The organism is Nonomuraea sp. SYSU D8015, assembly GCF_008065375.1.
Taxonomy (GTDB): Bacteria; Actinomycetota; Actinomycetes; order Streptosporangiales; family Streptosporangiaceae; genus Nonomuraea.
In genome coordinates this window covers 20,809-39,502 of sequence record NZ_VJYI01000012.1, presented here as the reverse complement: position 1 = coordinate 39,502, position 18,694 = coordinate 20,809, and the positions used below count along the sequence as shown (strand labels likewise).

The following is an 18,694-nucleotide window of genomic DNA, read 5'->3' as shown; positions in this document are numbered from 1 at the left end:
GAACTCCTCGAACAGATGGCGGGCTGAACCTCAATCACGAACCTTATCGGACCCAAATTGGTTTAGACCACTGCAGCCCCTGCCCTGTGAATGACCGTTCCACACACGCGTTTTGCGACGTTCGAGTAAAGTGCCCGACTCATCGGAGTAAATTCGTGCATTCTCTGGGGGCTGAGATGTCACATAAGCGGTCAGGCGTGCTTCGCGGGCTGGCCATAGGTCTCATGGCCGCGCTCATCTGCGCGGCCGCCGTGGGGGCGGCCGTCCTGTTCCAGAACCGCCTCCCCTCCGCCGTCAGGATGTTCGGCAACGGCTACCCCTTGTCCGTGGCGCTGTCCCTCGTGATCGCGCTGGTCGTCGTCGTGGCCATGGGCAGGCCGCGCGGCCTCGTCCTGCCGGTCGTGGCCGCGCTGTACGCCGGCGGCGCCGTGGCGGCCGGCCAGATCGCCGGCTCGTCGATCATGTGGAGCGCCACGTCGCGCGGGCAGGGCGCTCCCCTCGAGCCGGCCGACATCACCCTGGACGCCCTCTCCGGAGGCCTCCCCCAGGCGCTGTCGCTCTACCGCGCCGGCCTGACGGAGTCGTGGCCGGCCTGGCTCTCCATCGCCGTGGCCGCGCTGGCCGCGCTGCTGCTGCTCGCTCTGCGGGTCGCCCGCGTCCGCCGCGCCGAGACGGCGGCCGAGGAACAGGAGGCGCCGGAGTACCGGGCCCCGTTCGAGCCCGCGCAACGCCCGGCCGAGAGCTCCCCGGGCGACCTCTTCACGCCCCGCAAGCCCGCCCGCGACTGACCCCTACCGCACCGCGCCGCAGCACCACACCCCAGTGAGGGCCGCCACCCCCTGTCACGCCGACGCGGCTGCGCTCACCAGCGTCGTGCCCTCGTCCGCATACCTGCGGCGGCTGCTGCCGGGTTACCACAGGTCAACAGCCGCCGTGCGAGCCGCGCATCCCAGGAGCCGCCACACGGGCCCAGGCCGCCACCCCGCACAGCCGTCACGCGGGCCCAAGCCCCCGCGCCCCACAGCCGTCACAGGGACCCAAGCCGCCACCCCCACCAGCCCGTCGTGCGCCCCAGCCGTCCCGCACGGCGAGCCGTCCCCCATCGGAAGCCGCCCACCGGCCCCGTTCACTCCTCGCGGCATGACCCCGGCCCCGTGCCGTGGCGCCGCGCTCTCCGTCCCGGCGCGGCACCGCACCGATGCCATGGGAGCCCCTGAAGCCGGGCGCCGACACGCTCAGGGGGCGAGCATGTCCACGGTCAGGTTGGCTTCGGTGTTGGGGATGCCGAGGTCGGAGGCGCGCTTGTCGGCCATGGCGAGCAACCGCCGGATCCGCCCCGCGATCGCGTCCTTGGTCAGCGGTGGATCGGCGATCTGCCCCAGCTCCTCCAAAGACGCCTGCTTGTGCTCCACCCGCAGCCGCCCGGCCACCACCAGGTGCTCAGGAGCCTCGTCCCCGAGGATCTCCAGCGCCCGCTGCACCCGCGCCCCCGCCGCCACCGCGGCCCGCGCCGAGCGTCGCAGGTTGGCGTCGTCGAAGTTGGCCAGCCGGTTGGCGGTGGCCCGCACCTCGCGGCGCATCCGCCGCTCCTCCCAGGCCAGCACGCTGTCGTGGGCGCCGAGCCGGGTCAGCAGCGCGCTGATCGCGTCGCCGTCGCGTACCACGACCCGGTCCACGCCGCGCACCTCCCGCGCCTTGGCGTGGATCTTCAGCCGCCGCGCCGAGCCCACCAGCGCGAGCGCCGCCTCCGGCCCCGGGCAGGTGACCTCGAGCGACATCGACCGCCCCGGCTCGGTGAGCGAGCCGTGCGCGAGGAACGCGCCGCGCCAGGCGGCCTCGGCGTCGCACGCGGCCCCCGCCACCACCTGGCGGGGCAGGCCGCGCACCGGGCGGCCGTGGTTGTCGATCAGGCCCGTCTGGCGGGCGAGCGCCTCACCGTCGCGGTAGACGCGCACGACGTAGCGAGAGCCCTTGCGCAGGCCGGCGGGTGCGAGCACGAGCACCTCGGCCTTGTGGCCGAACACCTCGCCGATGTCCTTGATCAGGCGCCGCGCGGTGGCGTTGGTGTCGAGCTCCGCCTCGATCACGATCCGTCCGCCCACCAGGTGCAGACCGCTGGCGAACCGCAGCAACGTGGAAACCTCCGCCTTGCGGCAGCACGGCTTCAGCACCGGCAGGCGGCTCAGTTCGTCTTTCACCACACCTGTCATCGCCATAAGCGTTAGTCCTCTCCCCCATTCAGACCGGCTCTCGTCAGTCTCTCGCACCTTCGCGCCACGCCGACCAGGATCAACGCTTCTGGAGGAAAATCTCGTCCAGGACGGAGGCAAGACGTCGTGGGTCGTGCCTCGGCGAGCCGTCGGCGGCGGCCACGTCGGCCATGACGAGCCGGGCGCCGAGCGCCGCGGCCGCCTTCTCCAGGGCGCCGGGGTCGTCGACCACCCCGGTGTCGGCGAGCACGACGTCGATCGACAGGTCAGGCGCGTGCTGACCGAGGACCTCCAGGTGCTGCTGGGGGGAGAAGTCGTCCGTCTCGCCCACCTGGGGAGCCAGGTTGAGCGTGACGAGGCGCTTGGCCCGGGTCTCGTGCAGGGCCCTGGCCAGTTCGGGCACCTTGAGGTGCGGCAGCACGCTGGTGAACCACGATCCGGGGCCGAACACCACCCAGTCGGCCTCCAGCACCGCCGCCACGGCCTCGGGCCGCGCGGGCGGGTCTTCGGGGACCAGCGAGATGGCCTGGACGCGACCGGGCGTCAGGGCGCACGCCACCTGACCGCGTACGGTCGAGATGACGCCGTCGAGCTCGACCTCGGCCACGATGTCCAGCGGCACCGACGCCATGGGCAGCACGCGGCCGTGCGCGCCCAGCAGCCGCCCGACCCAGTCGAGCCCGGCCACGGGGTCGCCGAGCAGCTCCCACAGCGCCACGATCAGCAGGTTGCCGACGGCGTGCCCGTGCAGCTCGCCCTCGCTGCGGAAGCGGTGCTGCACCACCTCGCTCCAGGTGCTGCCCCACTCGTCGTCCCCGCACAGCGCGGCCAGCGCCATCCGCAGGTCGCCGGGCGGCAGCACGCCGAGTTCGCGGCGCAGCCGCCCGCTGGAGCCGCCGTCGTCGGCGACGGTCACGACCGCGGTGAGTCGGTCGGTGACCATCCGTAATGCCGAAAGGGACGCGAACAGGCCGTGCCCGCCGCCCAGCGCGACCACGCGCGGCCCGAGCTCCACCTGCCGGCCACGCGCGTACGCCTCGATCCTGGCCGCGCCCGGGCGGACGGCCGCCTCATCGGGGCCACACCCGTCCCTGACCACGCGCCCAGCTGGGGCCCCGGCCGCTCCCGGGCCCTCGTCCCCGACGTCCTCAGCGCCATCTCGTGCCATCGCCTCGGCCGCACGCCCTTTCCCATGGCCCCCCGGAGACACGTCCCCGGGAGCATTCTCGTCCGCGAGGCTCCCTGAGGTCCCGTCCCCAGGCGCTCGCCGCGCCGGGGACTCGCCCGCACAGCCTCCCGACGGCGCATCCCCGGCCACACGCCCTGCCGGCGCACCGGCCACATACGCTCGCGGTACAACGCCTCCGGCGCCATTCCCCACCGTCGTCCGGACTGCACGCCTCTCCGACGCGCCACCGACCGCAAGCTCTCCGGCCGGCCCGGCCTCGTGCTCTCCGGCCGGCCCGGCCGCCGCACGCCTTCCGGAGACACCGCCGCCGATCGCACGCAGCTCCGCAGCCCCGTCCCCGGGCTCATGCCCTCCCGGCGCCTTGCCCGCACGTCCCTCTGCGGCGACGCCGCCGACCGGCTCGGCCGCGCCGCCCCAAGGCTCGTCCCCGGGAGAACGCCCAGCCGAGGCCCCGTGCCCTTCCAGATGCCGATCGCCGGCCACGTACCCCTGCGACGTCTGGTCCCCGGCCGCACGCCGTTCCGGCGACAGGTCGCCGTCGGGGTGCGGAGGGCGCGCTAGGCCGCCGCCGGTGCGTGGGTCCGCCGGGTCCGGCGAATCCGCTGCCTCGAAGCCGTCATCGGTCACTCCCGCCCCACATCCCGGTGGCTCACCTGGACCTCCACCCCACGGTCGCGCAGGCGGGCGGCGACCTGCTCGGCCATGGCCACGCTGCGGTGCTTGCCACCCGTGCAACCCACCGCCAGCGTCGCGTAGCTCTTGCCCTCGCGCGCGTAGCCGGTCGCGACCACCCGTAGGACCTCCTCGTAGGCGTCGAGGAACTCCTTGGCCCCGGGCTGGCCCAGCACGTAGTCGCGGACCGGGGCCTCCAGCCCGTTCATCGGCCGCAGCTCGGGCACCCAGTGCGGGTTGGGCAGGAAGCGGCAGTCCACGACGAGGTCGGCGTCGACCGGCAGGCCGTACTTGAAGCCGAAGGACACCACGTTGAGCCGCAGCCCCGGCCGGTCCTCGCCGCCGAAGTACGCGACGATCTTGTTGCGCAGCTCGTGCACGTTGTGCGAGGAGGTGTCGATGACCAGGTCGGCGTTGGCGCGCACCTCGCGCAGGATGCCGCGCTCGCGGGCGATCCCGTCGACCAGCCGCCCCTCGCCCTGCAGCGGGTGGGGCCTGCGGACGTTCTCGAACCGCCGCACCAGCTCCTCGTCGCTGGCCTCCAGGAACACGACGCGCACCCGCACGCCGCGCCCTTCGAGCTCCTCGATGGCCGCGTTGAGATCGGTGGTGAAGGCCAGGCTGCGCACGTCGACGACGGCCGCCACCTTGTCGGCGGCCAGCTTGACCTTGCCGGCCTCCTCGGCCATCGCGAACAGCAGCCCGGGCGGCAGGTTGTCGATGACGAACCAGCCCAGGTCCTCCAGAGCCTTGGCGGCGGTGCTGCGCCCCGCGCCGGACATGCCGGTCACGATGACGAACGCCGGCCCGGCGCTCATCGCCTCTTTCCGCCCGTCAGCCCGGTCACCGGAGCTGCCCTCACGGGTGTCCATGTCAACGCCCTTCCCGGCCGGCCACGTCCGCCGGCCCAGCGATCCGGGCGCTCACCGCACGGCGGCCGACCTGCACACCCGGCTCGGTCATCGCGGCACGCCATCCACCATAGCGGCTCGGCCCTACGGCTCCGGCACCCGCGCCGGAGCATCGTGGCGTGATCACGGTGACTCTCCCTTCAGCGTCGACACGATCACCTCGGCGAGGGACGGGCCGATGCCGGGGACCTCGCAGATGTCCGAGGCGGTGGCCTCACGCAGCTTCTTCACGGAGCCGAAGTGCTTGAGCAACGCCTGCCGGCGGGCCGGGCCGAGGCCGGGCACGCCGTCGAGCGCGCTCTCCTTCACCGTCTTCGACCTCTTGGAACGATGGTAGGTGATGGCGAACCTGTGTGCCTCGTCTCGTACGCGTTGCAGCAGGTAGAGGCCCTCGCTCGACCGGGGCATGATCACCGGCTGGTCGTCGCCGGGCAGCCACACCTCCTCCAGCCGCTTGGCGAGCCCGCAGACGGCCACGTCGTCCATGCCGAGCTCGTCGAGCGCCCGCTGGGCGGCCGCCGCCTGCGGGCCCGCGCCGTCGACCACGACGAGGTTGGGCGGGTAGGCGAACTTGCGCGGCTTGCCCGTCTCGGGGTCGATGGGGCCGTGGGCGTCCTGGTCGTCGGGGGCCAGCTCGCCGGTCGCGGAGCGTTCTTCCAGGTAACGGCGGAAGCGCCGGAGGATCACCTCGTGGATCGAGGCGACGTCGCCCTCCTTGGTCTTGACGGCGAAACGCCGGTATTCGCTCTTGCGCGCCAGGCCGTCCTCGAAGACCACCATCGACGCCACGACGTTTTCGCCCTGCAGGTGGGAGACGTCGTAGCACTCGATGCGCAGCGGCGCCTGGTCGAGGTCGAGCGCGTCGGCGATCTCCTGAAGGGCCTTGCTGCGGGTGGTCAGGTCGCTCGCGCGGCGGATCTTGTGTTGCGCGAGCGACTCCTTGGCGTTGCGCTCGACGGTCTCCATCAGCGCCTTCTTGTCGCCGCGCTGCGGCACGCGCACCTCGACCCTGGCGCGGCGCTGCTCGGCCAGCAGCTCGGCGACCGCCTCGTGGTCGGGCGGCAGGGCGGGCACGAGCACCTCGCGGGGCATCGACTCGGGGCTCGCCTCGGCGTACATCTGCAGCAGGAACTGCTCGACCAGCTCGCCCGGCGAGGGCTCCTCGACCTTGTCGACCACCCATCCGCGCTGGCCGCGGATGCGGCCGCCACGTACGTAGAAGACCTGGACGGCGGCCTCTAGCGGGTCTTCGGCCAGCGCGATCACGTCGGCGTCTGTGCCCTCGCCGAGCACGACGGCCTGCTTCTCCAGCGCCCGCTGCAGGGCCTGGATGTCGTCTCTGAGCCGGGCGGCGCGCTCGTATTCCTGCTCGGCGGCGGCCTCGCGCATCTCCTTCTCCAGCCGCCTGATGAAGCGGCTGGTGTTGCCCGCCATGAAGTCGCAGAAGTCTTCGGCCAGCGCGCGGTGCTCCTCCGGGGTGACCCGGCCGACGCAGGGCGCCGAGCACTTGTCGATGTAGCCGAGCAGGCAGGGCCGCCCGATCTGCCCGGCCCGCTTGAACACGCCCGCGCTGCACGTGCGGACCGGGAAGACCCGCAGCAGCAGGTCGACGGTCTCCCTGATGGCCCAGGCGTGGGAGTAGGGGCCGAAGTAACGCGTGCCCTTGCGCTTGGCGCCGCGCATGACCTGGACCCGCGGGAAGTCCTCCCCCAAGGTGACCGCGAGGTAGGGGTAGGACTTGTCGTCGCGGTATTTCACGTTGAAGCGCGGGTCGAACTCCTTGATCCAGGAGTATTCGAGCTGCAGCGCCTCGACCTCGGTGCCGACGACGGTCCAGTCGACGTCGGCGGCCGTGGTCAGCATGGACTGCGTGCGCGGGTGCAGCGCGGAGAAGTCGGCGAAGTAGGAGTTGAGCCGCTGGCGCAGACTCTTGGCCTTGCCGACATAGATCACCCGGCCGTGCGCGTCCCTGAACCGGTAGACCCCCGGGGAATCGGGGATCGAGCCCGGTTTGGGCCGGAAACTCAAGGGGCTGCCCGCTGATCTCGCCACGACCAAAGCCTAGTAGCCCTCACCGACAAGGTGGTCCCGCCAGGAGGGCCGCCCGCCGAACCCCATCCGGCACGGCGGCCCATCCCGGCACGTACGCCACTACGCGAGCGTGATCTGGTCGCCCTCGACCTTGATCTGCTGCGCGGGCAGCGGCTTGTCGGCCGGTCCGGCCGTGACCGCGCCGTCGGTGATGTTGAACTTGCTGTTGTGGCACGGACAGACGATCGCGCCGCCCTCCACGCTCCCGACCGAGCACCCCTGGTGGGTGCAGACCGCGCTGAACGCCTTGAACTCGCCCTCGGTGGGCTGCGTGATCACGACCTTCTGCTCCTTGAAGATCGTGCCGCCGCCCACGGGGATGTCGGCGGTCTTGGCCAGCGCGGCGCCCGCCTGGGGAGCGCTGGACTCAGGCGCGCCCGATGCGGTCGCGCCCGAATCGGTGGTGCCGGCGGTCGATGCGGTGTCGGTGCCACCGCCGCAGGCGGTGATCGCCAGTGCGAGGCCACCGGCGCCCACGCCGGCGATCACCGCCCGGCGGCTACGAAGGTCTTCTGTCATGCGCTCACCCAAGCGCACGCAGGTGAGAAAATGATGAGACGCCTCTTATGTAACGCTTATGCGAGGCGAATCTTGTCCCCGTCCACCGTGATCTTCTTCTCCTCGAGCGGATCGCTCGCAGGCCCGGCGGTGGGGGAACCGTCCTCGATGCTGAACTTGCTCCCGTGGCACGGACAGTTGATCGTCTTGTTCTGGACGCTGGCGACCGTGCAACCCGCGTGGGTGCAGACCGCGCTGAACGCCTTGAAATCACCCGCCGTCGGCTGCACGACCACGATCTTCTGAGCCTCGAAGACCTTTCCGCCGCCTTCGGGGATGTCACTGGTGTCCGCCAGCGCCTTCGCGGCCGGCTTCTTCTTCGGTGCCGCGGACGACGCCTCCTCGGCCGGGTATTCGGCCGGGTCTTCGGCGGGCGCCTCGGCGGGCGGCTCCACGCTCGCCTCCGTCGTCGGCGAGCCATAGCTGACGCACCCCGACAAGACCGCCGCGAGCCCGGCGCCTCCTGCGCCGATCATCATCCTCCGGCGCGTCGTATCCGTCATGGTTGTGTCCTCCCAGGTTGGTTCTACTTCAGGTACGGCCGGCGCCCTCGCGCCGGTTCAGCATGCCCGAACCCAATCCCGGGGGACTGCGCACAATTACGCGTTCACGCCACCACGATGCCGTCGCCCTGGACCTTGACCTGGAACGCGGCCAACGGGGCGGTCGCGGGCCCCTTGGTGGGCTTGCCGCTGTCGGCGGCGAACTCGCTGCCGTGGCAGGCGCACCGCATGACGTTGTCCTTGGGCGTGCCGACCGCACAGCCCTTGTGCGTGCAGATCGAGCTGTACGCCTTGTAGACGCCCTGCGCGGGCTGCGCCACCACGATGTTCAGGTCCTCGATCACCTTGCCGCCGCCCACGGGCACGTCGGCCGTCTTGGCGATGACCTTGCCCTTGAGATTGAGCTGCGCCTTGGTGTCCCTCGTGCCGCAGCCGGCGAGAGCCAGCCCGCACGCCGCGACCCCGGCCGCACCCAGCACCTCGCGCCGCCCGAGACCGTTTTCGGGCATGGCTGCGCCCCGTTCATCGACCGTCATGACTCCCCCGCGTCGCCGCCGACCCCTGCAGGTCAGGTCTCTACGGGGAACAACTTTATTGGCAGGACGCCTCGGTCCCGAGATCGGGTGCCGCTCCCGGCAAGCCGCCGCAACCCGCTGTGACAGGCCCGAGCGACGCGCCACCCGCCCCTCCTGCGGCCGGCCCCGGCCGGGCGTGTCACCGTGGCCCTGACCGGCTCTCCGGGCGAACCGTCAGCGGCTGGTAGGCCCGTCGTCAGCGGGTGCCCGGACCCTCAGGACCATGAGCCTTTCGACAGAGCACCCGCCCGCCGCCCCCGCCCTGCGGCCCCGTCCCACCTGGTGGCGCCGTCCGTGGGTGACGCCGCTGGTGGTGGTGGCGGTCGCGTTCGTCGCGTTCTCGCTGCCGCCGTACCTCTCCCTGGACCCGGCCCAGTCGCGCGTGCCCGCGCCCGACTACTTCCCGCCGCACTTCGCGATCCTGTCCCTGCACGTCCTCTTCGGCTCCATCGCGATGATCACGTGCTGCCTGCAGATCTGGCCCTGGTTCCGCGCCCGCCACCCCCGCGCACACCGCAGGATCGGCCGGATGTACGTCTTCGCCGGCTGCCTTCCCAGCGGCGTGCTGGGGTTGATCGTCTCCGTCACCACCCCCTACTTCGGCCCGGTCACCGCCGCCAGCGGGGTCGTGCTGGCGCTCCTCTGGGTGGGCTGCACGCTGGCGGGCTGGCGGATGGCCAGGCAGGGCAGGTTCGCCGATCATCGCCGGTGGATGGTCCGCAGCTTCGCCCTGACCATGTCGATCATCACGAACCGCCTGTGGGGCGTCGTGTTCGTCATCGCCCTGTCGCCGCAGTTGGAGACGACCTTCCACGGCGACGAGAGGCTGCTGGCGAGCACGGTGGCGGGGCTGAGCGCCTGGCTGGGCTGGGTGCTGCCGTTGGTGTTCGCCGAGTGGTGGCTGGAGCGCGGCGACGCCGCCAGGCGCCGCCGCCGCGCCGCATGACCGCCGGCGTCAGGCGAGGATCTTCCGCAGGAACCGCCCCGTGTGGCTCTCCTCCACCAGCGCGACCTCCTCGGGCGTGCCGCTGGCGACGAGGGTGCCGCCCCGGGAGCCGCCCTCGGGGCCCATGTCGATGATCCAGTCGGCCGTCTTGATGACGTCGAGGTTGTGCTCGATGACGATCACCGTGTTGCCGCCGTCGACCAGCCGTCCGAGCACGCCCAGCAGCCTGCGGATGTCCTCGAAGTGGAGGCCGGTGGTCGGCTCGTCGAGCACGTAGATCGTCCGGCCGGTCTGCCGCCGCTGCAGCTCGGAGGCGAGCTTGACGCGCTGCGCCTCGCCGCCGGACAGCGTGGTGGCCGGCTGCCCGAGCCGGACGTAGCCCAGCCCCACGTCGTTGAGCGTCTGCAGGTGGCGCTTGATCGCGGGGATCGCGTCGAAGAAGCCCAGGGCCTCCTCGATCGGCATGTCGAGCACCTCGGAGATCGTCTTGCCCTTGTAGTGGACCTCCAGCGTCTCCCGGTTGTAACGGGCTCCGTGGCAGACCTCGCAGGGGACGTAGACGTCCGGCAGGAAGTTCATCTCGATCTTGATGGTGCCGTCACCGGCGCACGCCTCGCACCGGCCGCCCTTGACGTTGAAGCTGAAGCGCCCGGGCTGGTAACCGCGGACCTTCGCCTCCGTCGTGGCCGCGAACAGCTTGCGGACGTGGTCGAAGACGCCGGTGTAGGTCGCCGGGTTGGAGCGCGGCGTGCGCCCGATCGGCGACTGGTCGACGTGGACGACCTTGTCGACGAGGTCCATGCCGTTGATGCGCGAGTGCCGCCCCGGCACCGTGCGCGCGCCGTTGAGCTCCTTGGCCAGCGCGTTGTAGAGGATGTCGTTGACCAGCGTCGACTTCCCCGACCCCGACACGCCGGTCACGGCCGTGAACAGCCCCAGCGGGAACTCGATGTCCACGCCCTTGAGGTTGTGCTCGCGCGCGCCCTTGACGGTGATCTGCCGCTTCTTGTTGCGCGGGCGGCGGATGGCGGGGATCGGGATGCTCCTGCGCCCCGACAGGTATTGCCCGGTCAGCGACGACTCGCTGGAGAGGAGGTCCTGGACGGTGCCGGACACGACGACCTGGCCGCCGTGCTCGCCGGCGCCGGGACCGATGTCGACCACCCAGTCGGCGGCCGCGATCGTGTCTTCGTCGTGCTCGACCACGATCAGCGTGTTGCCCATGTCGCGCAGCCTGATCAGCGTGTCGAGCAGCCGCATGTTGTCGCGCTGGTGCAGGCCGATGGACGGCTCGTCCAGCACGTACAGGACGCCGACCAGGCCGGAGCCGATCTGCGTGGCCAGCCTGATGCGCTGCGCCTCGCCGCCCGCGAGGGTGGCGGCGGCGCGGTCCATGGTCAGGTAGTCGAGGCCGACGTCGAGCAGGAAGCCCAGGCGTGCGTTGATCTCCTTGACGACCCGCTCGGCGATCTGCATGTCGCGGTCGGAGAGCTTGAGTGCGGCCAGGAACTTCGCGCACTCGCCGATCGACATGGACGCGACCTCGGCGATCGACTTGTCGGCCACCGTGACGGCCAGGGTCACCGGCTTGAGCCTGGCGCCCTTGCAGGCCGGGCACGGGATCTCGCGCATGTAGCCCTCGAACCGCTCGCGGCTCGAGTCGCTCTCCGCCTCGGCGTGCCTGCGCTGCACCCACGGGATGACGCCGTCGTAGGTGGTGTAGTAGGAGCGCTGCCGGCCGTAGCGGTTGCTGTAGCGGACGTGGACCTGCTCGTCGTAGCCGTACAGCAGCGCCTTCTGCGCCTTCTTCGGCAGCCGCTCCCACGCCGTGTCCGGTGTGAAGCCGACCGCGTGGCCCAGCGCCTCGATCAGCCTGATGAAGTATTCGCTGGTGTGGCCGCCCGACCACGGGTGGAGCGCGCCCTCCCGCAGCGTCAGCTCGGGGTCGGGCACCACCAGCTCAGGGTCCACCTCCATCTTGGTGCCCAGGCCGGTGCACTCGGGGCAGGCGCCGAACGGCGAGTTGAACGAGAACGAGCGCGGCTCCAGCTCCTCGAACGACAGGTCGTCGTAGGGGCAGTAGAGATGCTCGGAGTAGAACCGCTCGCGGCCCGGGTCGTCTTCGGGCAGGTCGACGAACTCGAGCGTGATCGTGCCGCCGGACAGCTGCAGCGCCGTCTCGACCGAGTCGGTGAGCCTGCGCCGCGCCGACTCCTTGACCGACAGCCGGTCGACGATGACCTCGATGTCGTGCTTTTCGTACTTCTTCAGCGTCGGCGGCTCTTCCAGCCGCACGACGGTGCCGTCCACCCTGGCCCTGGCGAAGCCCTTGGTCTGCAACTCCCGGAACAACTCGGCGTATTCGCCCTTGCGGCCGCGCACGACCGGGGCCAGCACCTGGAACCTGGTGCCCTCCTCCAGATCCATCACGCGGTCGACGATCTGCTGCGGCGTCTGCCTGGCGATCGCGCGCGAGCACACGGGGCAGTGCGGCTTGCCGATCCTGGCCCACAGCAGCCTCAGATAGTCGTAGACCTCGGTGATCGTGCCGACGGTCGAGCGGGGGTTCTTGCTGGTGGCCTTCTGGTCGATCGACACCGCCGGCGACAGGCCCTCGATGAAGTCGACGTCGGGCTTGTCCATCTGACCGAGAAACTGGCGGGCATAGGCCGACAACGACTCGACGTAGCGCCGCTGACCCTCAGCGAAGATCGTGTCGAAGGCCAGGCTCGACTTGCCCGAGCCGGATAGGCCGGTGAAGACGATCAGAGAGTCTCGCGGCAGCTCGAGCGAGACGTCCTTGAGGTTGTGTTCTCGTGCACCACGCACGATCAGGCGGTCTGCCACGGCGATCCCGGAAGTCGAAAGGCGGATAGGTCCACGGGGGATGGTAGACGGGGGCTCCGACAATTTCGGGTGCCCGCTTCGCGGCCCCCGAAAATCCGTCCCTCACAGGTTACGGCCATCCACCACCTCGGCAGGAGGCCTTCGCCTATTAACGCTCCGACCGGGGGTTTTATGCCCGTCATCAGCTGAAACACCCTACGTGGGGAAATATCCAGACATGACCGTCCTACCCGCGCTGCAGGCCGAACTCGCCTCGGCCACCAACCAGCTGCTGGCCACGGCCGCGTCCCTCTCCGACGCCGACATCACCGCCCCCTCCCTCCTGCCCGGCTGGACCAGAGGCCACGTGCTCGCCCACGTCACCAGGAACGCCGACTCCCACCTCAACCTCCTGACCTGGGCCCGCACCGGCGTCAGAACCCCCCAGTACCCCTCACTCCACGCCAGAGCCACCGAGATCGAGGTTGCGGCCGCCCAGCCCGCCGCCCGGCACCTCGCCGACCTGGAAGACAGCGCCGCCCGACTCGCCGCCGCCATCCGCGACCTCCCCGAGCAGGCGTGGTCCGCTCAGGTCGAGGGCATGCGCCCACCACCCCACCCCGCCTGGTACGTCCTGGTACGCCGCCTCCGCGAGATCGGCTTCCATCACGTTGACCTCGACGCCGGATACCGCCCCGACGACTGGCCGGAGCCGTTCGTCCGGCGCGAGCTCCACGACTGCCTGGCCACCTGGTCACACGAGCGCAGCACGGTGAGCGAGATCGTCCTCCTCGCCGATCGAGCATCGACGCGAACGACCGCCGAACCGGCGGAAGCCTGCGGCGAACCACCCCATCCGCCCGACGAGCACCCGAGCCACGTCATCGCCCGATGGCGCGATCTCGGCACCGGGCCCGCCGTCCAAGGGATGCCACGGGACATCCTGGCCTGGCTGACCGGCCGGTCGGACGGCAAGGGCGTTAGTCTGGTGCCCGTGGGGCAGCCGTTCATGCCAGGCCCCGGAGGGACGGGCCTTCCAGAGCCGCCGCCGTGGCTGACGATGCCGGCCCCCGCGGATCTGCCCACGACGCCTCCGGAGGGCTACCCATGACCTACACAGGTGACGTCCAGGTCGGCGGTCCCGCCGACGTGCGTGAGCTGCCGGCGTTGACGATCTGCAAGCTCGCCGTCGGCCCGTACGACAACAACGCCTATCTTCTGCGCTGCACGGAGACCGGCGACGGCCTGCTCATCGACGCCGCGGCCGAGTCCGACCGACTGCTCGCGCTGATCGCCGACCAGCCGATCGCCGCGATCGTCACGACGCACCAGCACGGCGACCACTGGCAGGCGCTGGAGCAGGTGACCAAGGTCACGGGCGCGCAGCTGATCGCCCACCCGCTGGACGCGCCGGCCCTCCCGCTGCCGGTGAACCGCACGGTGGAGCACGGCGACACGATCACGTTCGGTGAGGTCACTCTGGAGGTCGTCCACTTGCGGGGGCACACGCCGGGCTCGATCGCGCTCCTGTACGACGGCGGCGAGGCGGGCGGGACCCACCTGTTCACGGGCGACTCCCTGTTCCCCGGCGGCGTGGGCAACACCTGGAAGGATCCGGAGCGCTTCAACCAGCTCTACAACGACGTGGTCGAGCGCATCTTCAACCGCCTCCCCGACGAGACCTGGGTCTACCCGGGCCACGGCAAGGACACCACGCTCGGCGCCGAACGCCCCGCTCTCCCGGAGTGGAAGGCCCGCGGCTGGTAACCGACCTCCGCACCTGACCGTCCGCTGCCTGTGCCCCATGTGCGAACCCACCGGTCATCCGGTGCCCGCTGCGATCGCGGCCCGGGACCGCCGCCTTGCCTGGCGCCTCCGCCGGCACGTCCTCGGCGCTCGCGCTCTCGTGCCCGTGACCCGGCCGTTGCCGCGCCCTGTCGGCGCCGACGGCACTGTTTCCGACGTATCAGGCGGTGTGGGGCCGTCCCCGTCGCGCGCGTCGAGACCTGGTGGTGTTCACTGGCGGGCGGCGAGGACGCGGACGATGCGTTCGGCGGCGAGGGCCGGGTCGTCGGCGAGGCCGACGAGTTCGCCCCACGACCACCGGTAGAACCACCCTTCGGAGAGCGGCACGCAGTCGATCGTCTCCACCAGCATGACGGTGTCGGGATCGCTGATCCGCAGCGCGGGCGGGTACGGCCGCAGCGTCGCCGTCAGCCCGCGCTGTTCCAGCTCCGTGGCCAGTTTGCCGAGATAGTACGTGCGCGTGTGCTCGCGCGGCGTGGCCGACATGGCTCCATCAAAGCCGAAGTAAGGCGAAAAATCCCGCCGGTCAGTACTTGACGCGCTCGGCTTCCCGCCGCTGCTCGCGTTTGTAGAACAGCATCCGCAACGGAATCGCCGCCACGAGCGCGATCTGCATGGTGGCACCGATCTTGATCGGCAGGTCACCGCCCTCGGGCCAGGCCACCCACAACGTGAGGAACGCCACGTTCACCATGATCCACCCGAGGACCACCGCCGCGAGCTGCCCCTTCGGCTTGGGGTATTCGATGCGGCTGACCATGAGCCACGCCACGCCGAGCACCGCGAGCAGGGCCCAGATGCTCGGCTGGAACAGCAGCACGATGGAGATCACGGTCATGGCGCCCATCGGGATGGGCAGCCCCATGAAGTCGCCGCTCTTGGTCTTGACGCAGGCGAACCTGGCCAGCCGGACGACCCCGGCGACCAGCACGGACGCCGCGGCCACGAGCACGGCGGCGAACGGCACCTGGTCGGTGAACCCGCCCCAGATCACGACCATGAACGCGGGCGCGAACCCGAAGCTGATGACGTCGGCCAGGTTGTCGAGCTCCGCCCCCATCGCGGAGGCGCGGAAGCGCCGGGCGACGAGGCCGTCGAAAAGGTCGCACGTGGCCCCGATGAGCAGCAGCACGATGGCCGTGGCGAAGTAGCTCGGGTTCGGTGTGAACCGGCCGCCCTCGACCTGGAGCTGCTGGATGGCGGAGTACGCCAGGACGCACACCGCGAGGAACCCGCAGACCGCGTTTCCCAGCGAGAGGGAGTCGGCCGCGGAGAGGCGGAACGCCTTGCCGACGGGACCCCGAGGTTCTTCTTCCTCTTCCGCCTGCTGCCAGCTGCCGGCGTCAGCCGCGGTCAATTCTGGTCACCCCCGCTACCGTCTTCTCGCCCACGGACACCGCGGGAGACATCCCTTCGGGAAGGTAGAGGTCGACCCGCGAACCGAACCGGATGAGTCCGATCCGCTCGGCCTGCTCGACCTTCGCGCCGGCGCTCAGGTACGGCACGATCCGGCGCGCCACCGCGCCCGCGATCTGCACCATCTCGATGTCGCCCAGCGCGGTCTCGAAATGCCACACCACGCGCTCGTTCTGGTCGCTGTCCTTGTTGAACGCCGGCAGGAACCCACCTGCCACATGCTGCACGGAGGTGACATTTCCCGCAAGAGGGGCCCGGTTGACGTGAACGTTCAGCGGGCTCATGAAGATCGCTACCCGGGTGCGGCCATCGGGCCACGGGTCGATGCTCTGCACCACGCCGTCGGCGGGCGACAGGACGCGGCCCTCTCCGGGGGTCCGGTCGGGGTCGCGGAAGAACCACAGCATGCCCCCGGTGAGCGCGCTCAGCGGCACCGCCGCGAGCGCCCATCGCCGGTCCTTGCGCGTCAGCAGCGCAGTGGCGGCCGCCGCGGCCGCCGTCGGGAAGAGCCACGGGGAGACCCCGCGTGCGAGCCTGACGCGGCTCGACTTAGCAGAATCGTCTGACACGAACAACCTTTGGTGGTGACTGGACTGGGCGCTTTGCCGTGATGTTACAGAATCAGCAACTATGACACGGCACAACTACACAAGCAAAGCGCCTCGAAGCCCTTTCGGCTAGACCTGCTCAGGGTGCGTCTCCTCCTCGCCCTTCCGCGCGTCCATGCGCGCCTTGACCAGGCTGGCCACGGTGGTGACGACCATGGTGACGCCGATGATCGTGAGCGAGACCCAGATGGGAATTTCGGGCGCCCAGGAGACATGGCTGGTGTGCAAGGCCTCCAATACCAGCTTAACCCCGATGAACCCGAGGATGAACGCCAAACCATAGCTGATGTAGACGAGCCGCTGCAGCAGACCGCCCAGGAGGAAGTAGAGCTGGCGCAGTCCCATCAGGGCGAACGCGTTGGCCGTGAAGACGATGAAGGGTTCCTTGGTGAGGCCGAAGATCGCGGGAATCGAGTCGAGCGCGAACAGCAGATCGGTCGTGCCGATGGCGACCATGACGATGAGCATCGGGGTGACCATGCGACGGCCGTCGATCTTTACGGTGATCTTGGACCCGACGTACCCCTCGGTGGTGGGGAACGCCCTGCGCACCCACCGGAGCAGGATGTTCTCGTTGAACTCCTCATCCTGGCCCTTGAGGTGGTCGCGGACGATGCTGATCGCGGTGTAGACGAGGAAGGCGCCGAAAACGTAGAACAGCCAGCTGAACCGCTCGAGCGCCGCGGCGCCGAGCGCGATGAAGATGCCCCGCATGACCAGCGCGAGCAGGATGCCGACGAGCAGGACCTTGTGCTGGTAGGCCCGCGGCACGGCGAACCTGCTCATGATGATGAAGAAGACGAAGAGGTTGTCGACGCTCAGGCTGTATTCGGTGATATAGCCGGCGAAGAACTCACCGGCAGCTCCCGCCCCGTACACGGTCCACATGACCACGCCGAACACCACGGCGAGGACGACGTAGAACGTCACCCAGTAGCCGGCCTGCCGCATGGAGAACTCGCGTGCTTCTCCGCGGTCGACGATCCACAAATCGATGGCGAGGACAACGAGGAGACCGCCGATCACGGCGATCCAGGCCCACGTGGGTACGATCACGTTATTAAACCCTCCGGCATGCAGGACTCAGTGCCGGAGGTCTCTCCCGCCCGCCGATGACCGCGGACCGGCAGCCCCGGGGGCCCCGTGGATCGGGGCTGCACCGTGATGACGAGGCTGTCGCGAAGGGATACTCCCCTCCCTAACCCAGGCAGTATACGAGAACGCCTTATGCCCACCTAATCATCCATTGGATCTTCGCGGCCGTAGACCCCCAGCACGCTCTCCACGGCGTCGTCGCCGCCGGGCATCTCGCGCCCGCGGCGCGCGGCCGCTTCCGCGAGCGTTTCCGCAGCTCCGGGGTCCTCCAGCAGCGTCCGTACGGCCGCGCGCAGCCCGTGGACGTCCCCGTAGGGAACGAGGATCCCGGCGTCTCCCACAATTTCTGGAACTCCTCCCACTGATGTGGCAATCACCGGCTTCCCGGCCATCAGCGCCTCCCTGATGCTCAGCGGCTGCCCCTCCCAGCGGGTGGCGGTGAAGACGGCGGTGGCGGCGCCGAGGAGGTCCGGGATGTCGTCCCGGTTGCCGATCAGGCGCACGGGCAGCCTCTCGCCCTCGATCCTCCGCTCCAGCTCCGCGCGCAACGGCCCCTCCCCGGCGACCACGAACAGCGGCTCACCGGTCAGCTCCTTCCGCCAGGGCCCTGCGGCGACGTCGAGGAGCGTTTCCAGCCCCTTCTGCTGGGCGAGCCGGGCGATCGTGAGCAGGATCGGCCGTTGCCCGGCCCCGAGCTCGTCCCTGACCTCCTGGGGGGTGCGTTTGGCCGGCGGGGGTGGAGGAGCGGGCACCACGGCGGCCCGTACGTCCGGAGCGCCGAGCCGGGTCATGCGCTCGCCGAGATCGGGCGACACCACCAGCACCCGATCGGCCCGCCTGGCGACGATCCGCTCCAGCACCCCGTAGACGAACCCGACGAACCCGCCTGCCGTCAGCGCGTTGTGCAGGGTGACGACCAGCAGCCCCCCGGCCCGCCGTCCCAGGGCGGCAGGCACGGCGCGCCGCCGTCCCAGGGCGGCCAGCGCCCCCGCCCTGAGCCCGTGGGCGTGCACGACGTCGGCGTCCCGCGTCAGCCGCCTGATCGCGAGCACCGCCCGCAGGTCGTTGGCGGGATGCGGCCGATCCGAGACGGCCACCTCCACGAATCTGGCCCCCGCGTCGGTGAACGCGAACCGCTCCTCGACGCTTCTCGGCCCGGCGACGAGCACCCGGTGCCCTCGCCGCACCAGCCCTTCGGCCAGCATCCGCACGTGCCGCCCGGTGCCGCCCGACGTGGTGCCCAGCACGAACGCCACCCGCACAACCCACTCCTTCCTCACCAGCCCCG

17 protein-coding genes are annotated in these 18,694 nt (G+C 70.5%); 4 read left to right on the top strand and 13 right to left on the bottom strand.

Features of this window, described 5'->3' with window-relative positions:
• The first annotated feature begins 197 nt into the window (after nucleotides 1–197).
• Complete coding sequence (locus tag ID574_RS37985) at nucleotides 198–788, top strand: hypothetical protein (protein WP_223167501.1); 591 nt, start codon at nucleotides 198–200, stop codon at nucleotides 786–788.
• Nucleotides 789–1,235: 447 nt separating this feature from the next.
• Here the strand turns inward: ID574_RS37985 and whiA are convergent, their stop codons facing one another.
• The 7 genes from whiA to ID574_RS37950 all read right to left on the bottom strand — a co-directional run bounded on the left by whiA (nucleotide 1,236) and on the right by ID574_RS37950 (nucleotide 8,643).
• Complete coding sequence (gene whiA / locus ID574_RS37980) at nucleotides 1,236–2,216, bottom strand: DNA-binding protein WhiA (RefSeq protein ID WP_026214667.1); 981 nt, start codon at nucleotides 2,214–2,216, stop codon at nucleotides 1,236–1,238.
• A gap of 73 nt (nucleotides 2,217–2,289) precedes the next feature.
• The gene (locus ID574_RS37975; RefSeq protein WP_188194073.1) at nucleotides 2,290–3,207 is read right to left on the bottom strand and encodes a gluconeogenesis factor YvcK family protein; all 918 of its coding nucleotides are present in this window, start codon (nucleotides 3,205–3,207) and stop codon (nucleotides 2,290–2,292) included.
• An 815-nt stretch (nucleotides 3,208–4,022) separates the two neighbouring features.
• The gene (gene rapZ, locus ID574_RS37970) at nucleotides 4,023–4,889 is read right to left on the bottom strand and encodes an RNase adapter RapZ (protein ID WP_188194072.1); all 867 of its coding nucleotides are present in this window, start codon (nucleotides 4,887–4,889) and stop codon (nucleotides 4,023–4,025) included.
• Between the two features lie 216 nt (nucleotides 4,890–5,105).
• Complete coding sequence (gene uvrC / locus ID574_RS37965) at nucleotides 5,106–7,010, bottom strand: excinuclease ABC subunit UvrC (RefSeq protein ID WP_188194071.1); 1,905 nt, start codon at nucleotides 7,008–7,010, stop codon at nucleotides 5,106–5,108.
• Between the two features lie 123 nt (nucleotides 7,011–7,133).
• Nucleotides 7,134–7,592: a Rieske (2Fe-2S) protein gene (locus ID574_RS37960; protein ID WP_188193855.1), complete on the bottom strand. Its 459-nt coding sequence runs from the start codon at nucleotides 7,590–7,592 to the stop codon at nucleotides 7,134–7,136.
• 56 nt (nucleotides 7,593–7,648) lie between these two features.
• The gene (locus ID574_RS37955; RefSeq protein WP_223167500.1) at nucleotides 7,649–8,026 is read right to left on the bottom strand and encodes a Rieske (2Fe-2S) protein; all 378 of its coding nucleotides are present in this window, start codon (nucleotides 8,024–8,026) and stop codon (nucleotides 7,649–7,651) included.
• Between the two features lie 212 nt (nucleotides 8,027–8,238).
• Nucleotides 8,239–8,643 carry a Rieske (2Fe-2S) protein gene (locus ID574_RS37950; protein WP_223167499.1) on the bottom strand — a complete coding sequence of 135 codons (405 nt, stop codon included), beginning with the start codon at nucleotides 8,641–8,643 and terminating at the stop codon, nucleotides 8,239–8,241.
• Nucleotides 8,644–8,932: 289 nt separating this feature from the next.
• Between ID574_RS37950 and ID574_RS37945 the strand changes: the two genes are divergently transcribed.
• Complete coding sequence (locus ID574_RS37945; protein WP_188193853.1) at nucleotides 8,933–9,655, top strand: DUF2306 domain-containing protein; 723 nt, start codon at nucleotides 8,933–8,935, stop codon at nucleotides 9,653–9,655.
• Nucleotides 9,656–9,664: 9 nt separating this feature from the next.
• On the opposite strand, the gene uvrA is transcribed toward ID574_RS37945, so the two are convergent.
• Nucleotides 9,665–12,502, bottom strand: coding sequence for an excinuclease ABC subunit UvrA (uvrA, locus tag ID574_RS37940; RefSeq protein ID WP_188193852.1), 2,838 nt, complete (start codon nucleotides 12,500–12,502; stop codon nucleotides 9,665–9,667).
• Between the two features lie 217 nt (nucleotides 12,503–12,719).
• On the opposite strand from uvrA, the gene ID574_RS37935 reads away from it, so the two are divergent.
• Together ID574_RS37935 and ID574_RS37930 are read left to right on the top strand one after the other, a co-directional pair.
• Complete coding sequence (locus ID574_RS37935) at nucleotides 12,720–13,592, top strand: maleylpyruvate isomerase N-terminal domain-containing protein (RefSeq protein ID WP_188193851.1); 873 nt, start codon at nucleotides 12,720–12,722, stop codon at nucleotides 13,590–13,592.
• Nucleotides 13,589–14,248: an MBL fold metallo-hydrolase gene (locus ID574_RS37930; RefSeq protein ID WP_188193850.1), complete on the top strand. Its 660-nt coding sequence runs from the start codon at nucleotides 13,589–13,591 to the stop codon at nucleotides 14,246–14,248. The genes ID574_RS37935 and ID574_RS37930 overlap by 4 nt, the downstream gene beginning before the upstream one ends.
• A 249-nt stretch (nucleotides 14,249–14,497) precedes the next feature.
• On the opposite strand, the gene ID574_RS37925 is transcribed toward ID574_RS37930, so the two are convergent.
• The 5 genes from ID574_RS37925 to ID574_RS37905 form a co-directional block, all read right to left on the bottom strand.
• Nucleotides 14,498–14,773: a hypothetical protein gene (locus ID574_RS37925; RefSeq protein WP_188193849.1), complete on the bottom strand. Its 276-nt coding sequence runs from the start codon at nucleotides 14,771–14,773 to the stop codon at nucleotides 14,498–14,500.
• Nucleotides 14,774–14,813: 40 nt separating this feature from the next.
• Complete coding sequence (pssA, locus tag ID574_RS37920; protein WP_188193848.1) at nucleotides 14,814–15,644, bottom strand: CDP-diacylglycerol--serine O-phosphatidyltransferase; 831 nt, start codon at nucleotides 15,642–15,644, stop codon at nucleotides 14,814–14,816.
• Complete coding sequence (locus ID574_RS37915; RefSeq protein ID WP_188193847.1) at nucleotides 15,631–16,272, bottom strand: phosphatidylserine decarboxylase; 642 nt, start codon at nucleotides 16,270–16,272, stop codon at nucleotides 15,631–15,633. Before ID574_RS37915 ends, pssA begins: the two co-directional genes overlap by 14 nt.
• A gap of 108 nt (nucleotides 16,273–16,380) precedes the next feature.
• Nucleotides 16,381–17,367: a TerC family protein gene (locus ID574_RS37910; RefSeq protein ID WP_188193846.1), complete on the bottom strand. Its 987-nt coding sequence runs from the start codon at nucleotides 17,365–17,367 to the stop codon at nucleotides 16,381–16,383.
• A 179-nt stretch (nucleotides 17,368–17,546) separates the two neighbouring features.
• Entirely contained in the window at nucleotides 17,547–18,668 is a 1,122-nt protein-coding gene (locus tag ID574_RS37905; protein ID WP_188193845.1) for a glycosyltransferase family 4 protein, read from the bottom strand.
• Nucleotides 18,669–18,694: the final 26 nt, after the last annotated feature.